This window comes from Pseudomonas sp. xss_2, assembly GCF_043104195.1.
In the GTDB taxonomy this organism is placed as follows: Bacteria; Pseudomonadota; Gammaproteobacteria; order Pseudomonadales; family Pseudomonadaceae; genus Aquipseudomonas; species Aquipseudomonas urmiensis.
The window spans coordinates 1-13,919 of sequence record NZ_JBICKL010000036.1 but is presented as its reverse complement, the minus strand read 5'-3'; the positions used below and the strand labels follow the sequence as shown (position 1 = coordinate 13,919).

16 protein-coding genes are annotated in these 13,919 nt (G+C 63.0%); 11 read left to right on the top strand and 5 right to left on the bottom strand.

Annotation, left to right across the window (positions count from 1 at the left end; translation table 11 throughout):
• Positions 1–2 precede the first annotated feature (2 nt).
• The 4 genes from ACF8K2_RS05365 to rsd all read left to right on the top strand — a co-directional run bounded on the left by ACF8K2_RS05365 (position 3) and on the right by rsd (position 3,771).
• A complete protein-coding gene (locus tag ACF8K2_RS05365) occupies positions 3–1,103 on the top strand; it encodes a uroporphyrinogen-III C-methyltransferase (protein ID WP_392463791.1) in 1,101 nt (366 codons plus the stop codon).
• A complete protein-coding gene (locus ACF8K2_RS05360; RefSeq protein ID WP_368971597.1) occupies positions 1,100–2,338 on the top strand; it encodes a heme biosynthesis protein HemY in 1,239 nt (412 codons plus the stop codon). Before ACF8K2_RS05365 ends, ACF8K2_RS05360 begins: the two co-directional genes overlap by 4 nt.
• A gap of 224 nt (positions 2,339–2,562) precedes the next feature.
• Complete coding sequence (locus ACF8K2_RS05355) at positions 2,563–3,069, top strand: disulfide bond formation protein B (protein WP_264233873.1); 507 nt, start codon at positions 2,563–2,565, stop codon at positions 3,067–3,069.
• Between the two features lie 231 nt (positions 3,070–3,300).
• Positions 3,301–3,771, top strand: a complete 471-nt coding sequence (gene rsd / locus ACF8K2_RS05350; protein WP_186552934.1) for a sigma D regulator — start codon at positions 3,301–3,303, stop codon at positions 3,769–3,771.
• Positions 3,772–3,780: 9 nt separating this feature from the next.
• On the opposite strand, the gene ACF8K2_RS05345 is transcribed toward rsd, so the two are convergent.
• The gene (locus tag ACF8K2_RS05345; protein ID WP_264233869.1) at positions 3,781–4,446 is read right to left on the bottom strand and encodes an FKBP-type peptidyl-prolyl cis-trans isomerase; all 666 of its coding nucleotides are present in this window, start codon (positions 4,444–4,446) and stop codon (positions 3,781–3,783) included.
• 223 nt (positions 4,447–4,669) lie between these two features.
• Here ACF8K2_RS05345 and ACF8K2_RS05340 point away from each other — a divergent pair, with 223 nt between their 5' ends.
• A complete protein-coding gene (locus ACF8K2_RS05340; RefSeq protein ID WP_392463789.1) occupies positions 4,670–5,794 on the top strand; it encodes an AlgP family protein in 1,125 nt (374 codons plus the stop codon).
• Here the strand turns inward: ACF8K2_RS05340 and ACF8K2_RS05335 are convergent.
• Complete coding sequence (locus ACF8K2_RS05335) at positions 5,770–6,252, bottom strand: TIGR02444 family protein (RefSeq protein ID WP_392463787.1); 483 nt, start codon at positions 6,250–6,252, stop codon at positions 5,770–5,772. The genes ACF8K2_RS05340 and ACF8K2_RS05335 overlap by 25 nt on opposite strands.
• A 50-nt stretch (positions 6,253–6,302) precedes the next feature.
• On the opposite strand from ACF8K2_RS05335, the gene ACF8K2_RS05330 reads away from it, so the two are divergent.
• The 3 genes from ACF8K2_RS05330 to ACF8K2_RS05320 all read left to right on the top strand — a co-directional run bounded on the left by ACF8K2_RS05330 (position 6,303) and on the right by ACF8K2_RS05320 (position 9,531).
• On the top strand, positions 6,303–8,213 hold the full coding sequence (locus ACF8K2_RS05330; protein WP_392463785.1) for an ATP-binding cassette domain-containing protein: 1,911 nt from the start codon (positions 6,303–6,305) through the stop codon (positions 8,211–8,213).
• Positions 8,213–8,800 carry a mechanosensitive ion channel family protein gene (locus tag ACF8K2_RS05325; protein ID WP_186552929.1) on the top strand — a complete coding sequence of 196 codons (588 nt, stop codon included), beginning with the start codon at positions 8,213–8,215 and terminating at the stop codon, positions 8,798–8,800. The genes ACF8K2_RS05330 and ACF8K2_RS05325 overlap by 1 nt, the downstream gene beginning before the upstream one ends.
• Positions 8,801–8,898: 98 nt before the next feature.
• On the top strand, positions 8,899–9,531 hold the full coding sequence (locus ACF8K2_RS05320) for a LysE family transporter (protein WP_186552928.1): 633 nt from the start codon (positions 8,899–8,901) through the stop codon (positions 9,529–9,531).
• 29 nt (positions 9,532–9,560) lie between these two features.
• Here ACF8K2_RS05320 and ACF8K2_RS05315 read toward each other — a convergent pair whose 3' ends face one another.
• On the bottom strand, positions 9,561–10,316 hold the full coding sequence (locus ACF8K2_RS05315; RefSeq protein ID WP_392463783.1) for a slipin family protein: 756 nt from the start codon (positions 10,314–10,316) through the stop codon (positions 9,561–9,563).
• A 2-nt stretch (positions 10,317–10,318) separates the two neighbouring features.
• Positions 10,319–11,680 (bottom strand): nodulation protein NfeD, encoded by a 1,362-nt coding sequence (locus ACF8K2_RS05310; RefSeq protein ID WP_392463782.1) that lies wholly within the window; start codon positions 11,678–11,680, stop codon positions 10,319–10,321.
• A gap of 177 nt (positions 11,681–11,857) precedes the next feature.
• On the opposite strand from ACF8K2_RS05310, the gene ACF8K2_RS05305 reads away from it, so the two are divergent.
• The 3 genes from ACF8K2_RS05305 (at position 11,858) to ACF8K2_RS05295 (ending at position 13,330) form a co-directional block, all read left to right on the top strand.
• Positions 11,858–12,316 (top strand): aminoacyl-tRNA deacylase, encoded by a 459-nt coding sequence (locus ACF8K2_RS05305; RefSeq protein WP_186552925.1) that lies wholly within the window; start codon positions 11,858–11,860, stop codon positions 12,314–12,316.
• A gap of 61 nt (positions 12,317–12,377) precedes the next feature.
• Positions 12,378–12,620 (top strand): DUF2789 domain-containing protein, encoded by a 243-nt coding sequence (locus ACF8K2_RS05300; RefSeq protein ID WP_392463776.1) that lies wholly within the window; start codon positions 12,378–12,380, stop codon positions 12,618–12,620.
• Positions 12,621–12,691: 71 nt separating this feature from the next.
• Positions 12,692–13,330, top strand: a complete 639-nt coding sequence (locus tag ACF8K2_RS05295) for an NADH:ubiquinone oxidoreductase subunit N (RefSeq protein ID WP_186552923.1) — start codon at positions 12,692–12,694, stop codon at positions 13,328–13,330.
• On the opposite strand, the gene ACF8K2_RS05290 is transcribed toward ACF8K2_RS05295, so the two are convergent.
• On the bottom strand, positions 13,331–13,768 hold the full coding sequence (locus ACF8K2_RS05290) for a CBS domain-containing protein (protein WP_392463774.1): 438 nt from the start codon (positions 13,766–13,768) through the stop codon (positions 13,331–13,333).
• Positions 13,769–13,919 lie beyond the last annotated feature (151 nt).

Below are 13,919 nucleotides of genomic sequence, written 5' to 3'. Positions count from 1 at the left end.
ACGTGAGCGAAACTGTCTTGTCCAACAACGAACAGCCCACCGCAGCCGACGCGCTGGAAACCCCAGCCGCAAAGCCCGCCAAGCGTTCAGGCAATGGCCTTGCAGTGCTGGCGTTGCTGCTCGGTGCCGCCGGGGTCGCGGTCGGGGGCTGGGGCGTCTGGCAGGTGCGACAGCTGCAGGGCAGCGAGCAAGGCCAGGGCCAGCGCCTCGAAGCGCTGAGCGAGCAGACCGCTGCCTTGCAGCAACGCGATCAACAAATCAGCGCCCAGCTGGCCAGTCTGCCGGCAGCCAGTGAGCTGGAAGACCGTCGCCGCCTGGTGGCGCAGCTGCAGGGCGATCAGCAGCGTCTGAGCCAACGCCTGGAAACCGTGCTGGGCGAGAGCCGCAAGGAATGGCGCCTGGCTGAGGCCGAACACCTGTTGCGCCTGGCGACCTTGCGCTTGTCCGCCCTGCAAGACATCACCAGTGCCAAGGCTCTGGTCGAAGGCGCTGACGAGATCCTGCGTGAACAAAGCGATCCAGGTGCCTTCGCCGCTCGCGAGCAATTGGCCCGCAGCCTGGCGACCCTCAACAGTACTGCGCAGCCAGACCGCACCGGCCTGTTCCTCAAGCTGGCTGCCCAGCGCGAGCAAGTCCAGCAGCTGAGCGCCCAGTCGCCAGAGTTCGATGGCAATGCCGACGCCCTCGGCGGGCTGACCTCCGACGGCGATGGTGCCAGCCGCTGGTCGCAGTGGTGGGCAGAGATTTCCAAGTACTTCCAGATCGAATTCGACGCTGACGACAACGTCCGCCCACTGCTGGCCGGGCAGTCGCTCAATCAGTTGCGCCTGGCCCTGAGCCTGACCATCGAGCAAGCCCAGTGGGCGGCCCTCAATGGTGAGGCAAAGGTCTATACCCAGGCCCTGGACGATGCCCGCAGCGTGTTGCTGGCCAACTTCAACGCCGACAACCCGCAAAGCAAGGCCATGCTCGACAGCTTGAATGCCCTGGCCGAGCAGCCGGTCTCGGTGGTTACCCCCGATTTGAGCGAAAGCCTGGCCGCAGTGCAGGCCTACATTCAGCGCCGCCATCTGCCCACTGAAACAGAAGGGGGCAAGCCATGAAGCGGGTCTACCTGCTGGCGGTACTGGCAATCGTGGTAGCCGCAGCGTTGGGCATCGCCATTGCCAAGCACAGTGGCTACGTACTGATCGCCTATGGCAGCTTTCGCTACCAGTCTGGCTTGTGGGCCGCGTTGGGTGCGTTGGTGGGTATCGTCCTGGCGCTGTGGCTGCTGCGTTACCTGATTGGCCTGGTATTGACCTCCAGTGGCGTGGTCAACCCTTGGTCGCGGCGCAACCGCCGTCGGCGCACGCGTATCGCTGTCGAGCAAGGCCAGCTGGATCTGGCCGAAGGCCGCTGGGCCAGCGCTCAGCGTCACCTGCATCGCGCTGCCGAGGCCGAGCGCCAGCCGCTGCTGTACTACCTCGGTGCCGCGCGGGCAGCCAACGAGCTGGGCCGCAGCGAAGACAGCGACAACCTGCTGGAGCGCGCCCTGGAGCGTCAGCCGCAAGCAGAACTGGCGATTGCCTTGACCCATGCGCAACTGCAGATGGACCGTGGTGAAGCCGATGGCGCCTTGGAAACCTTGCTGGCGATGCACGAGCGTCACCCGCACAACGGCCAGGTGCTGCGTCTGTTGCAACGATTGTATCTGCAGCGCGGCGATTGGCCGGCGCTGATTCGCCTGCTGCCCGAGCTGCGCAAGGGCAAGGTGTTGCCGGCTAGCGAGCTGGCCGAGCTGGAACAGCGGGCCTGGGGGCAAAACCTGAATCTGGCGACAACCCGAGGAGAAGACTCCCAGAGCGCGCGCCAAGCCTTGGAGCGCGCCTGGCAGCAGCTGACCTCGGCCCAGCGCCAAGAGCCGCAACTGGTCTTGGCCTACGCCGAACAGCTGCGCCAGGTGGGCGCCCAGGGTGAAGCCGAACAGGTGCTGCGCGCGGCACTCAAGCGTCAATACGAGAGCCACCTGGCCCGGCTCTACGGGCTGGTGCGCGGTGAAGACCCCGCGCGGCAGTTGCAGACCGCCGAAGGGTGGCTCAAGGACCACCCGCAAGACCCAAGCCTGCTGCTCACGCTGGGCCGCCTGAGCCTGCAGAATCGTCTTTGGGGCAAAGCCCGTGACTATCTGGAAAGCAGCCTGCGCCTGGAGCGCAATCCAGAAACCTGTGCCGAGCTTGCGCGTCTGCTCGCAGGATTAGGCGAGATCGAGCGCAGCAATCAGTTGTTCCAGGAGGGTTTGGGGTTGCTGGATGAGCGCCTGCTGGCGCTGCCGCTGCCCGAGGGCGTACGCGCCTGACCCATCCCCGGACCTGCGCAATGATGTGCAGGTCCGGGGGTACGGCGTTTATCCACAAGCATTCGGCCGGGTTACAGTACCGCCATCAGAATCTTCCTACGCAAAGATGAAACTTTTCCCGCGCATTCAGCGACTTGTCTCTACTGTAGTGCCTTGAAACAAACTGTCGCTTTCCTCTACCGTTTCAAGTCACGTCACTGACTCCCCCGGGACCTACATCGCTCATGTCGCTGGCCCGTTACCGAATTTGCTACCTGCCTGCCTTGCTCGCCTCGCTGGCGATCCTGAGCGCAACCTTCGTGCTGGAAAACAGCCTGGGCCTTGCGCCGTGTTCGCTGTGCTACAGCCAGCGCCTGCTGTTGGCACTGTACGCCATGGTCTGCTTGTGTGCAGTTGTTCACGCGCCGTCGGGGCTGGGCTGGCGCACCTATGCGCGGCTGACGCTGGCCTGCTCGGCAGGTGGCGCGCTGTTGGCGGCGCGGCATGTCTGGCTACAGGGCAGTGGTATGCCGATCGAGACCTGCCCGGCGCCTATCGGCAGGCTTTTCGAGCACTCCTGGAGCCAGGGTCTGAAAACGTTTTTGTTGGGTGGCCCGGACTGCGGCTCGCTGACCTGGAGCTTTCTTGACCTGACCCTGCCCGAATGGAGCCTGCTGGCCTTCCTGCTGCTCGCAGCGCTGCCCCTGTCGCGCCTGTTGGCGTATCGTTTCCGCACCCTCAACACGCTTTGACTTGGCGCAAGCCTGGGCCAGTTGCTCGACCAATGGCGTAATACCCAGGGATGAAACGCTTGTATGAACTTTGTCCAATGCGTACCTTGAAGGGCAGCACGTGCGGGAATAATCTCCCTGCACGGATACCGAAAAACACAACTGCTCGATGCCGTCCTGCTGATGTCACCTTTGTGCCGCAGAGTTGTGGAACGAGGTGCAGCGGCATCTACCCAGAAGGGAAGAATCGCCATGCTCGATAGTTGTCAGAATGCCCAGGAACGCTGGGGCGGGGTTCACAAGCTGATTGACCGTTGGCTCCAGGAACGCGAAGAGCTGGTGCAGTCTTTCCGTGCCCTGCGCGATGCCAAGCCGGCCTTCGCCGACAAGGACAAGAACAGCGGTTTCTGCGCGGTGTTGGTCGACTATGTCTCGGCCTGGCATTTCGAAATCAGCGAACAGCTGGTCAGCGAAGCCAAGGCCTTCGGTGATCAAGGGGCCTTGGAGCTGGCTACCCAGATCAACCCGCGCATCGATGACAGCACTCAGATCGCCCTGGCGTTCAACGACCATTGTGCCAAAGGTGAGTGCACCGATCCTGAGCGATTCGCCGACAAGTTGAGCAAGCTCGGTGCCTTGCTACGTGAACGCTTCGAACTGGAAGACTGCCTGATCGAAGTGCTGCACAACGCTCACAAGCAAGAGGATGCGGTCCAGGCCTGATGGCCCGGATCAGTCCGCCACCGACAGCAGTTCGATCTCGAACACCAGCGGGGTGTAGGGCGCGATCAAGTCGCCCGCACCTTCGGCGCCGTAAGCCTGGGCCGATGGAATCACCAGCCGCCACTTGCCGCCCGCCTTCATCTTCGGCAGTGCCACCTGCCACCCTTCGATTACCGAATCCAGGCTGAACCATTGTGGTTGCTGGTTCTGATCGAACACCGAGCCGTCCGGCAACTTCCCTACGTAGCGCACCTGCACCTTGCCGGTGGCCTTTGGCTGAGCACCAGTGCCTGCGACCAACTCGCTGTAGAGAATACCTTCGGGCAATTCGTGTACGCCTTTGCGGGCGCGTTCGTTAGCCATGAAGCGCGTTTCCACGGCCTTGAGTTGGTCTACCTGAGTCTGCTCGGAAGCGGCGTTGGCTTGCTCTTCGTGCTGCTCGAGAATGCGCTGCATGCGCGCCTTGTCGAGCTTCAGGGGTTTGTCCTGATAAGCCTGGCGCAGGCCCTCGACCAGGGCGTCGAGTTGTAGGCCGGGGACTTCCTGGCGCAGCCGTTCACCAAGGCTGGCGCCCAGGCTGTAAGCCAGGTCCTGGTCATTGGATGATGGTTTATCAGCGGCGGCGAGGGCCAAGGGCGCCATCAGGCACAGGCCAAAAACAAGATAACGAGGCACGGTCGACTCCTGCTGCGAAGAGTGGCAAGTATGCCAGCCTTGTTGTCGGCCCCGTGTAAATATCAGCAATACTTTAATGGCGAACTACACTTGCACGGAGCTGCAAGATAACAACTTTGCCCAGGCATGCAACGCGGCGCTAACAATACTGTCAACATGCCCTAGCGGCGGTAGCAGCAGAAGCATAGTATGAGCCGCAATCTCGTCAGCCAGGAGGTAAACCATGTCGGCCAAGAAGAAGCCAGTAAGTACGCCGTTGCACCTGCTCCAGCAACTTTCCGGTAGCCTGCTCGAACATCTGGAAGATGCCTGCTCGCAAGCGCTGGCGGATGCAGAGAAACTGTTGGCGAAGTTGGAAAAGCAACGTGGCAAGGCGCAGGAAAAACTGCACAACTCGCGTCTGAAATTGCAGGACGCGGCCAAGGCCGGCAAAGCCAAGGCGCAGAACAAGGCGCATAAAGCCGCAGGTGAACTTGAAGCATTGCTCGATTCACTCAAGGAGCGTCAATCGCAGACCCGTACTTATATCCAGCAACTCAAGCGTGATGCTCAGGAAAGCCTGAAACTTGCCCAGGGTGTTGGCAAAGTGCGTGAAGCAGCCGGCAAGGCCCTCGGCCAGCGTGCTGCTGCCAAGCCTGCTGCCAGCAAAACTGCAGCCAAACCTGCTGCGACTAAGTCGGCTGCCAAGCCAGCGGTGAAAGCCACCGCCGCCAAAGCACCAGCAAAAACCGCTGCCGCTAAGCCAGCAGCCAGAACCGCAGCTAAACCAGCTGCCGCCAAGGCCCCTGCGAAAACCGCCGCAGCCAAACCTGCTGCCAAGCCAGCTGCTAAGCCTGCCGCAGCCAAGGCTCCGGCCAGAGCCGCTGCCGCCAAGCCAGCTGCCAAAACTGCCGCGAAACCGGCAGCCGCCAAGGCCCCGGCCAAGACCGCTGCAGCCAAACCTGCTGCCAAGCCAGTAGCTGCCAAAGCGCCTGCTAAAACTGCTGCAGCGAAACCTGCAGCCAAACCAGCCGCCGCCAAAGCACCGGCCAAAACCGCTGCTGCTAAACCGGCTGCCAAGCCCGCCGCGGCCAAACCTGCTGCCAAACCAGCCGCTGCCAAGGCACCCGTGAAAACCGCTGCCAAACCCGCCGCCAAGCCCGCTGCCGCTAAAGCACCGGCCAAGCCAGCTGCCGCCAAACCAGCCGTAGCCAAGCCTGCCGCTGCCAAGGTCGAAAGCAAGCCAGCCGAAGCCAAGCCTGCACCGTCCGCGAGCAGCTCGGCCTCTGCGACCAACTCGGCAGCGCCAGCCTCGACCGCTTCGGCCCCGGCCAGCGCCCCAGCTCAGACGCCGTCTTCGGCTTCCTGAAGCTGCTGCGCCGCGACGCGCAGCTGATGCAGCGCGTCGTGGTCGTGGCAACGGTCTGGTGCCAGCCGGGCCAACCAATCGTCCGTGGTCTCGTTCGAGCCCGCGGGCCATTGTCGCGAGCATGCTTGCAAGCGCTCCAGTAGCGTTCTCTCTGCCTGCAATTCCAAACCCTTGACCTGCTCACGCAAGGCGGCCAACTGCGGGTCGGTTTGCGCAGCGCTGCGCCATTGTTGGCGCAGGCTGCGCAGGGGCATCACCACCTCCTGCTGCCAAGTCCGGGCAAGCTCGCCCAAGGCCTGCACGCGATCGGCATCAGCGCTGACACCCTGCGCCTGCAACCAGGTTGCGCAGAGCAGCAGGCAAACGTCCGCGCCCAATTGCTGAAGGCTCAGGCAGGCCTCTTCGACACCCGGCTTGGCGTACAGGGCCAGGGCGTGATTCCACAGGTCGGTGTGCATGGTTCCACTCGCGCTTGCGGCCGAGGAAGCTGGTAGACTCCGCGACCATCATGATCAGACTATCCAACCTCACTTTACAGCGTGGTCCGCAGCGCTTGCTAGATGGCGCCGAGATGACCCTGCACACCGGTCACAAAGCCGGCCTCATCGGTGCCAACGGCGCCGGCAAATCCAGCCTGTTCGCCCTGCTGCGCGGTGAGCTCACGCCCGATGGCGGCGATTGTCAGCTGCCCGGCGACTGGCGCATCGCTCACATGCGCCAGGAGGTCGACACCCTCGACCGGGTGGCGGTGGACTATGTGCTCGACGGCGACATCCGCCTGCGCCAGGTTCAGGCCGAGCTGGCGCTGGCCGAACAAGCCCATGACGGCACGGCCCTGGCCCGCTTGCACAGCGAGCTGGAGATCGCCGACGGCTATACCGCCGACGCCCGTGCGCGCAAGCTGCTGGCTGGCCTTGGCTTCAGCAACGAGCAGATGGACCGCCGCGTCGGTGACTTCTCCGGTGGCTGGCGGATGCGCCTCAACCTGGCCCAGGCGCTGATGTGCCCGTCCGACCTGCTGCTGCTCGATGAGCCGACCAACCACTTGGACCTGGATGCCATCCTCTGGCTGGAAGACTGGCTCAAGGGCTATCCAGGTACGCTGCTGCTGATTTCCCACGACCGCGACTTCCTCGATTCGGTGGTCGATCACGTGCTGCATGTCGAACAGCGCAAGCTCAACCTCTACAAGGGCGGCTACACCGCCTTCGAGCGCACCCGTGCCGAGCGCCTGGCGCAACAGCAGCAGGCCTACGAGAAGCAGCAAGCGCAGCGCGCGCACATGGAAAAGTACATCGCCCGCTTCAAGGCCCAGGCTACCAAGGCCCGTCAGGCGCAGAGCCGGATCAAGGCCCTGGAACGCATGGAAGAGCTGTCGGCGGCGCATGTCGATTCGCCGTTCGACTTCGTTTTCCGCGAGTCGGAGAAGATCTCCAGCCCACTGCTCGACCTTTCCGAAGGTCGCCTGGGTTATGGCGACAAGGCGGTGCTGGAGAAGGTCAAGCTGCAGCTGACCCCAGGCGCCCGTATCGGCTTGCTCGGCCCGAACGGCGCCGGTAAATCGACCCTGATCAAGAACCTTGCCGGCGAGCTGCAACCCCTCGGTGGGCGGCTGGTGCGCGGCGAAAACCTGGCGGTGGGCTACTTCGCCCAGCACCAGCTCGATTCGCTGGATGACAAGGCCAGCCCGCTGTTGCACCTGCAACGCATCGCTCCAACGGAACGTGAGCAGACCCTGCGCGACTTCCTTGGCGGGTTCGACTTCCATGGCGCCCGCGCCGAGGAGCCGGTGCTGAACTTCTCCGGTGGTGAGAAGGCGCGTTTGGCGCTGGCCCTGATTGCCTGGGAGCGGCCGAACCTGCTGCTGCTCGACGAACCGACCAACCACCTCGACCTGGAAATGCGCCTGGCCTTGACCATGGCCTTGCAGGAGTTCAGTGGCGCAGTGGTGGTGGTCTCTCACGACCGGCACCTGCTCAAGAGCACCACCGACGACTTCCTGCTGGTGGCCGACGGCAAGGTCGACACCTTCGATGGCGACCTCGATGACTACAGCCGCTGGCTGATCGACTACCGCCAGCGCAATGCGCCGGTCAGTACTACGCCGGCCAACCCGGACAAGACTGACAAAAAGGCCCAGCGCCAAGCCGCAGCCGCTTTGCGTCAGCAACTGGCCCCGCACAAGCGCGCCGCCGAGAAGCTGGAGACCGAGCTGGGCCAGGTCCACAGCCAGTTGGCCGAGATCGAGACTGCGCTCGGTGACAGCGGCTTGTACGAAGCCGCCCGCAAGGACGAGCTGCGCGACCTGCTCGCCCGCCAGAGCAAACTCAACCAACGCGAAGCGCAGCTGGAGGAGTCCTGGATGGAAGCCTTGGAACTGCTGGAAAGCATGCAAGCCGAGCTTGAGGCGCTGTCCTGATGGAGGAGTTGCAAGGCCTGCTGCCGGGGCAATGGATGGACGCACTGTGGTTGGGTTTGCAGATTTTGCTGATCCTGGTCGCAGCGTTTGTCCTGCAACGCTTCATCGCCCGCTGCCTGAGCCGCCTGGGCGAGCGCTACCCGTTGCCACCGGAGCTGCTGGTGCCGGTGCGCGGCGGTTTGCGTTGGCTGATCATGGGCAGCGCGCTGCTGTTCGTGTTGGAGCGCATGGGCGTTTCGGCGACGGTGTTGTGGACTGCGCTGTCAGGCTTCGTCGCGGTTGCGGCGGTGGCTTTCTTCGCCATGTGGAGCGTGTTGTCCAACCTGCTGTGTGCGGTGCTGATCTTTACCGTGGGGCCGTTTCGCATTGGTGATGTGGTCGAGCTGGTCGATACCCTCGACAAACCGGGGGTGAAGGGTCGGGTGATTGCCATCAACCTGCTGTTCACGACCTTGATGGAGCTGCCCGAAGCGGGTGGGGCGCTGGTGCAGGTGCCGAACAGCCAGTTCTTCCAGAAATCGGTGCGGCGCTGGCGGGGCGCTGAGGTGCCGGGTGTGGCTAAGGATGTTTCGGTTCAAGAGGACTGAAAGGCTGCCTGAACCCGTCCCTGCAAAATATCGCTGGTCATTTTTTCATCAACCTCGTAGCTTAACGTTTTGCAACATGTGCACGAGCGAGGTGTGTGATGTCGATGGAAACGTGGTTGGCCTTTTTTGCCGCGTGCTGGGTGATCAGCCTGTCGCCAGGTGCCGGGGCGATCGCCTCGATGTCCAGCGGTCTACAGTACGGTTTCTGGCGCGGTTACTGGAACGCGCTAGGCCTACAGATCGGCCTGATCGTGCAAATCGCCATCATCGCTGCCGGTGTCGGCGCGATCCTCGCCGCCTCCGCCACTGCCTTCCAAGTCATCAAATGGTTCGGCGTCGGTTACCTGGTGTACCTGGCCTACAAACAGTGGCGCGCGCTGCCGATGGACATGAGCGAAGAGTCCGGCGTGCGGCCGATTGGCAAGCCGTTGAGCCTGGTCTTTCGTGGCTTTCTGGTGAACGTCAGTAACCCCAAGGCATTGGTATTCATGCTGGCGGTGCTGCCGCAGTTCATCAACCCGCACGAGGCGCTGTTGCCGCAGTACCTGGCGATCACCGTGACCATGATCAGCGTCGATCTGCTGGTGATGGCGGGTTATACCGGGCTGGCTTCGCGGGTGCTGCGTTTGCTGCGTACGCCCAAGCAGCAGAAGCGTCTGAACCGCACCTTCGCCGGGTTGTTCCTGGGCGCTGCGACCTTCCTCGCGACCCTGCGTCGGGCGCCGCTCTGATGCAGTTTGGGGCCGCAATGCGGCCCCAGTCATGAGCGATCCCGATCCACCATTCCCTTGAGCAAATCGAGCGGCATCGGAAAGACGATGGTCGAGCTCTTGTCCCCGGCAATCGAACCCAGCGTCTGCATGTAGCGCAACTGCATCGCCCCTGGCTCCTTGCTGAGCATCTGCGCGGCCTGCATCAGCTTTTCCGACGCTTGCAGTTCACCCTCGGCATGGATCACCTTGGCCCGCCGTTCGCGCTCGGCTTCGGCCTGGCGGGCGATCGCGCGGATCATCGACTCATTGAGGTCGACATGCTTGATCTCGACGTTGGCCACCTTGATTCCCCAGACATCGGTCTGCGCATCCAGCACTTGGCGAATGTCCTGGTTGAGCTGCTCGCGCTCGGCCAGCAGCTCGTCCAGCTCGTGTTTACCGAGCACTGCTCGCAAGGTGGTCTGGGCCAGCTGGCTGGTGGCGTTGAGAAAGTCCTCGACCTGGATGATCGCCTTCTGCGGATCGAGCACTCGAAAGTACAGCACCGCGTTGACCTTGACCGAGACGTTGTCCCGGGTGATGACATCTTGTGGCGGCACGTCGAGCACCACGGTGCGTAGGTCTACCCGAACCATCTGCTGGATCACCGGGATCAGCAGGATCAGCCCCGGCCCCTTGACCTGCCAGAAGCGCCCAAGCTGGAACACCACCCCGCGCTCATACTCGCGCAGGATGCGAAACGCCGAGATCAGCAGCACGCCGACCAGCATCAGCAGCGCGCCGAAGCCCAATTGCACGAACATCGTCATTCTCCTTGCGCCGTGGGCGCAGTGGCGCTGACCTCAAGCCGCACGCCGTGGCGGGCGATCACCCGTACCGACTGGCCGGGCTGCAGTGGCGTCGCGCATTGCACTTGCCATTGTTCGCCCTGGGCCTGTACCGAGCCGCAGATGGGGTTGTCCGCCGTGACCTGGGTCACTGTCACCAGGCTGCCGACCAAGCCGGCATCGCCGCTGACCAGCGCCCGTCGTCGTGCCCGCATGGCCATCCCCAGCACGCCACCGAGCAACAGCGCCGAGGCTACCGCCAAGGTGACGATCAACGGCAGCGGAATGCCGTAGCCAGGGGCGTCGGTGTCCATCAGGATTACCGCGCCGACCACGAACGCGACGATGCCGCCAAAGCCCACAACGCCAAAGCTGGGCAAGAACGCCTCGGCGATCATGAACGCCAGCCCGAGCATGATCAGCGCCACCCCGGCATAGCTCACCGGTAGCAGCTGCAGGGCGTACAGCGCCAGCAGCAGGCTGATGCCGCCGATCACGCCCCCCACACCAGTGCCGGGGCTCATGAATTCGAACAGCAGGCCGTAGATGCCGATCATGATCAGGATCAGCGCCACGCTAGGGTTGGTGATCACTGCCAGCAGACGGGTGCGCCAGTCCGGCAGGTGCTCGACCAGCGGCGCGTCATTGGTTTGCAGCTGGCGCGGCTCGCCGGCGGCTTGCAGGGTCTTGCCGTCCAGTTGCCGCAGCAGGTCGGGCACATCGTTGGCCATCTGGTCGATGACCTTCAGGCGCAGCGCCTCATTGGCCGACAGGCTGACCGCCTCGCGTACCGCCTTTTCCGCCCAGTCTGCGTTGCGTCCACGTAACTGGGCCAGGCCGCGGATGTAGGCAGCAGCGTCGTTGACCTGCTTGCGGGTGAGGGTGTCCTGATCGTCTGGCGTATCGGTTTGGTCGTCCTTGGTCTCGCCTGGCTGTTTGCCGGGCATACCGATTTGCACAGGGGTGGCGGCGCCCAGGTTGGTCCCCGGCGCCATCGCTGCCACGTGGCTGGCATAGAGGATGTAGGTGCCGGCACTGGCAGCGCGAGCGCCACCTGGGGCGACGAACGTGGCGACCGGTACGGGGCTGGCGAGGATGGCCTTGATGATCTGGCGCATGGAACTGTCCAGGCCGCCTGGTGTGTCCATGCGGATCACCACAAGCTGGGCGCCTTGTTGCTGAGCCTGGTCCAGGCCGCGTACCAGGTAATCGGCGCTGGCCGGGCCGATCGCGTCATCGATATCCAGCATCCAGATGCTGCCGCCAGCCGCAGCGTGGCCACCCGTGGCAACGCCGAGCAGCAGTAACAACAGCAAACAGCGCCAGCAGCGAGCGATCACCTGTCGTCACCTCGAGTGTCTCTATCAGTGAAGTTTAGTCGTGCCCTTCGAGGCAGGGCCTAAACTTGGAGAGGGGGCGAGGCCAGCGCTGTTCATGCGCAGGCGCTCGGGCGGCTTTGCTGCCCAATCGCGGCACAACGCCGCTCCTACAGGTGGGGGCGAAACCGGAGGTGCATCATGCGTATGGCCAAGACCCTGCAGCAGCGCCTGGACCAGGCCAACTGCGACTATGACATTGTTCCCCATCCACATTCCGCGACCAGCCTGGAGTCGGCACGCACCGCAGGCGTACCGGCCGAGCGAGTCGCCAAGTCGGTCCTGCTCGACGACCGCCACGGCAACTACATCATGGCGGTGCTGCCGGCCAACCGGCACCTGGACATGAGTAAGGTGCGCATGACCGGCGCCTGGCAACTGACCCGCGAAAGCGGCCTGCCGACCCTGTTCGGTGATTGCGAACGCGGTGCTGTACCGGCGTTGGGCGATGCCTATGACATAAAAATGCTGCTCGACCCGACCTTGACCCGCCAAGGCGATGTCTACCTTGAGGCAGGTGATCACGATCACCTGATCCACATGAGTATGGAGCAGTACCTCAAGCTGGTCCCGCAGGCCGAAGTGCGCGAGCTCTGCTGATGAATCTCAACCCAGTGCCGGGCGGGCGTCGTGGACGACCTTCCCGGCCAAGGAGGAACCCATGGAAGCACCGAACCATCCGTTTTCCGATCTGTTCAAGCAACTAGGGCTGGCGGACGATGCCAAGAGCATCGATCAGTTCATCACCGCGCATTCGCCGCTGAAGAACGACATCAAGCTGGTCGATGCGCCGTTCTGGACCGACTCCCAGCGCGCGTTCCTCAAGGAAAGCATCATCGAAGATGCCGATTGGGCGGTGCCGTTCGATCAACTCAACGAGGCCTTGCGTCTCCCGCGAAAATAAAGCGCCGAGCGGCACCTGATGGGTGATTTGGTCGTTGCTATGCTCAGGTAAAACAATAAGGGGATAGCGCGATGAAAGATCCCTACGCACCAGGCTTCTGGTGCACCGTGACGATCCTGGGCACCCTGACCGCCGGCTACTTCTACGGTATCCGGCACACCCACCAGATGAACCAGGCGGTGCAGTTCATGTACGCCGCTGCGGCGGTGACTGCGGCGGTGGCGCTCTGCGGTCTGGCCTGGATCGCCTGGCAGCAACTGCACTTGAACAAGCGCGAAGTGAGCCAAGGGCGAACGTTGGTGACCATCTGGAACACCAAGGTCGCGCTACGCCGGGTCGAGACGGTCTTCGACCGCTATTTCTGGGGCAGCTACTGGCATTCGGGGCGCACCTTCGAAGAAGTCATGGGCGAGCTCAAGGGCACGCCGCTGGAACAGAGCCTGGACGCCCTCAAGTGCCAATGCCGTGAACTCGACCGCGAGACTCACGACCCGCACCATCACTGGCTGGCCTTTGCCCGCGACCTCTCCAGCGTGGCCACGGCGATGGCCCGCGAGCGCTACCAGTTGGATCTGTGCGATACCCCGGATAACAGCCGGGGCGGCACTGCGCTGCTCAACCGCGATCTGGAAGTGCTGGTGTACACCTGGTCGGCGCGCCTGCGCAGCTTCGACCATCAACTGGACGAGCTGGAGAGCGCCTATCACTGATCATTCGCCGCGAATGTACTGCTCCAGTTGGCGGATCAGGCTGGCCTGCTCGGCGATGGTTTCCTTGACCAGGTCGCCGATCGACAGCAGGCCGAGCAGCTTGCCGTCGCTGACCACAGGCAGGTGGCGCAAGTGGCGGTCTGTCATCAAGGTCATGCACTCATCCAGGTTTTTCTTGAGATCGACAGTGATTACAGCTTTGGTCATGATTTCGCCAACTTTGGTAAAAGGTGACGATCGGCCTTTGAGCATCAGCTTGCGGGCATAATCACGTTCGCTAACTATCCCTACCACCAGGTCGTTCTCTACCACCGGCAGAGCGCCGACGTTTTTATCCGCCAGTAGTTTCAGGGCGTCGAGCACCGAATCATCAGGGCCAATGGTATACACGGTCTGATGGTGGGCTTTGGTTTTGAGGAGTTCTTCGACGTTCTTCATACAGGCCTCGGTGGGTGGGGAATGCTGGTCTTCAGGTAACTAAAGCATCGGCGACGACGCTCTGCACGGCAACGCGGAAAACGGCATGGACCTGATTGAAAAACGTCATGAGCCTGGCTTGTGTCCGTAAGTTGTTGGGGCCGCTTTGCGG

Bases quoted from the DNA above. Each gene is read 5' to 3' on its own strand.
- ACF8K2_RS05360 (WP_368971597.1), top strand. From the start codon at position 1,100: ATGAAGCGGGTCTACCTGCTGGCGGTACTGGCAATCGTGGTAGCCGCA.
- ACF8K2_RS05355 (WP_264233873.1), top strand. From the start codon at position 2,563: ATGTCGCTGGCCCGTTACCGAATTTGCTACCTGCCTGCCTTGCTCGCC.
- rsd (WP_186552934.1), top strand. From the start codon at position 3,301: ATGCTCGATAGTTGTCAGAATGCCCAGGAACGCTGGGGCGGGGTTCAC.
- ACF8K2_RS05340 (WP_392463789.1), top strand. From the start codon at position 4,670: ATGTCGGCCAAGAAGAAGCCAGTAAGTACGCCGTTGCACCTGCTCCAG.
- ACF8K2_RS05335 (WP_392463787.1), bottom strand. From the start codon at position 6,252: ATGCACACCGACCTGTGGAATCACGCCCTGGCCCTGTACGCCAAGCCG.
- ACF8K2_RS05330 (WP_392463785.1), top strand. From the start codon at position 6,303: ATGATCAGACTATCCAACCTCACTTTACAGCGTGGTCCGCAGCGCTTG.
- ACF8K2_RS05325 (WP_186552929.1), top strand. From the start codon at position 8,213: ATGGAGGAGTTGCAAGGCCTGCTGCCGGGGCAATGGATGGACGCACTG.
- ACF8K2_RS05320 (WP_186552928.1), top strand. From the start codon at position 8,899: ATGTCGATGGAAACGTGGTTGGCCTTTTTTGCCGCGTGCTGGGTGATC.
- ACF8K2_RS05315 (WP_392463783.1), bottom strand. From the start codon at position 10,316: ATGTTCGTGCAATTGGGCTTCGGCGCGCTGCTGATGCTGGTCGGCGTG.
- ACF8K2_RS05305 (WP_186552925.1), top strand. From the start codon at position 11,858: ATGCGTATGGCCAAGACCCTGCAGCAGCGCCTGGACCAGGCCAACTGC.
- ACF8K2_RS05300 (WP_392463776.1), top strand. From the start codon at position 12,378: ATGGAAGCACCGAACCATCCGTTTTCCGATCTGTTCAAGCAACTAGGG.
- ACF8K2_RS05295 (WP_186552923.1), top strand. From the start codon at position 12,692: ATGAAAGATCCCTACGCACCAGGCTTCTGGTGCACCGTGACGATCCTG.
- ACF8K2_RS05290 (WP_392463774.1), bottom strand. From the start codon at position 13,768: ATGAAGAACGTCGAAGAACTCCTCAAAACCAAAGCCCACCATCAGACC.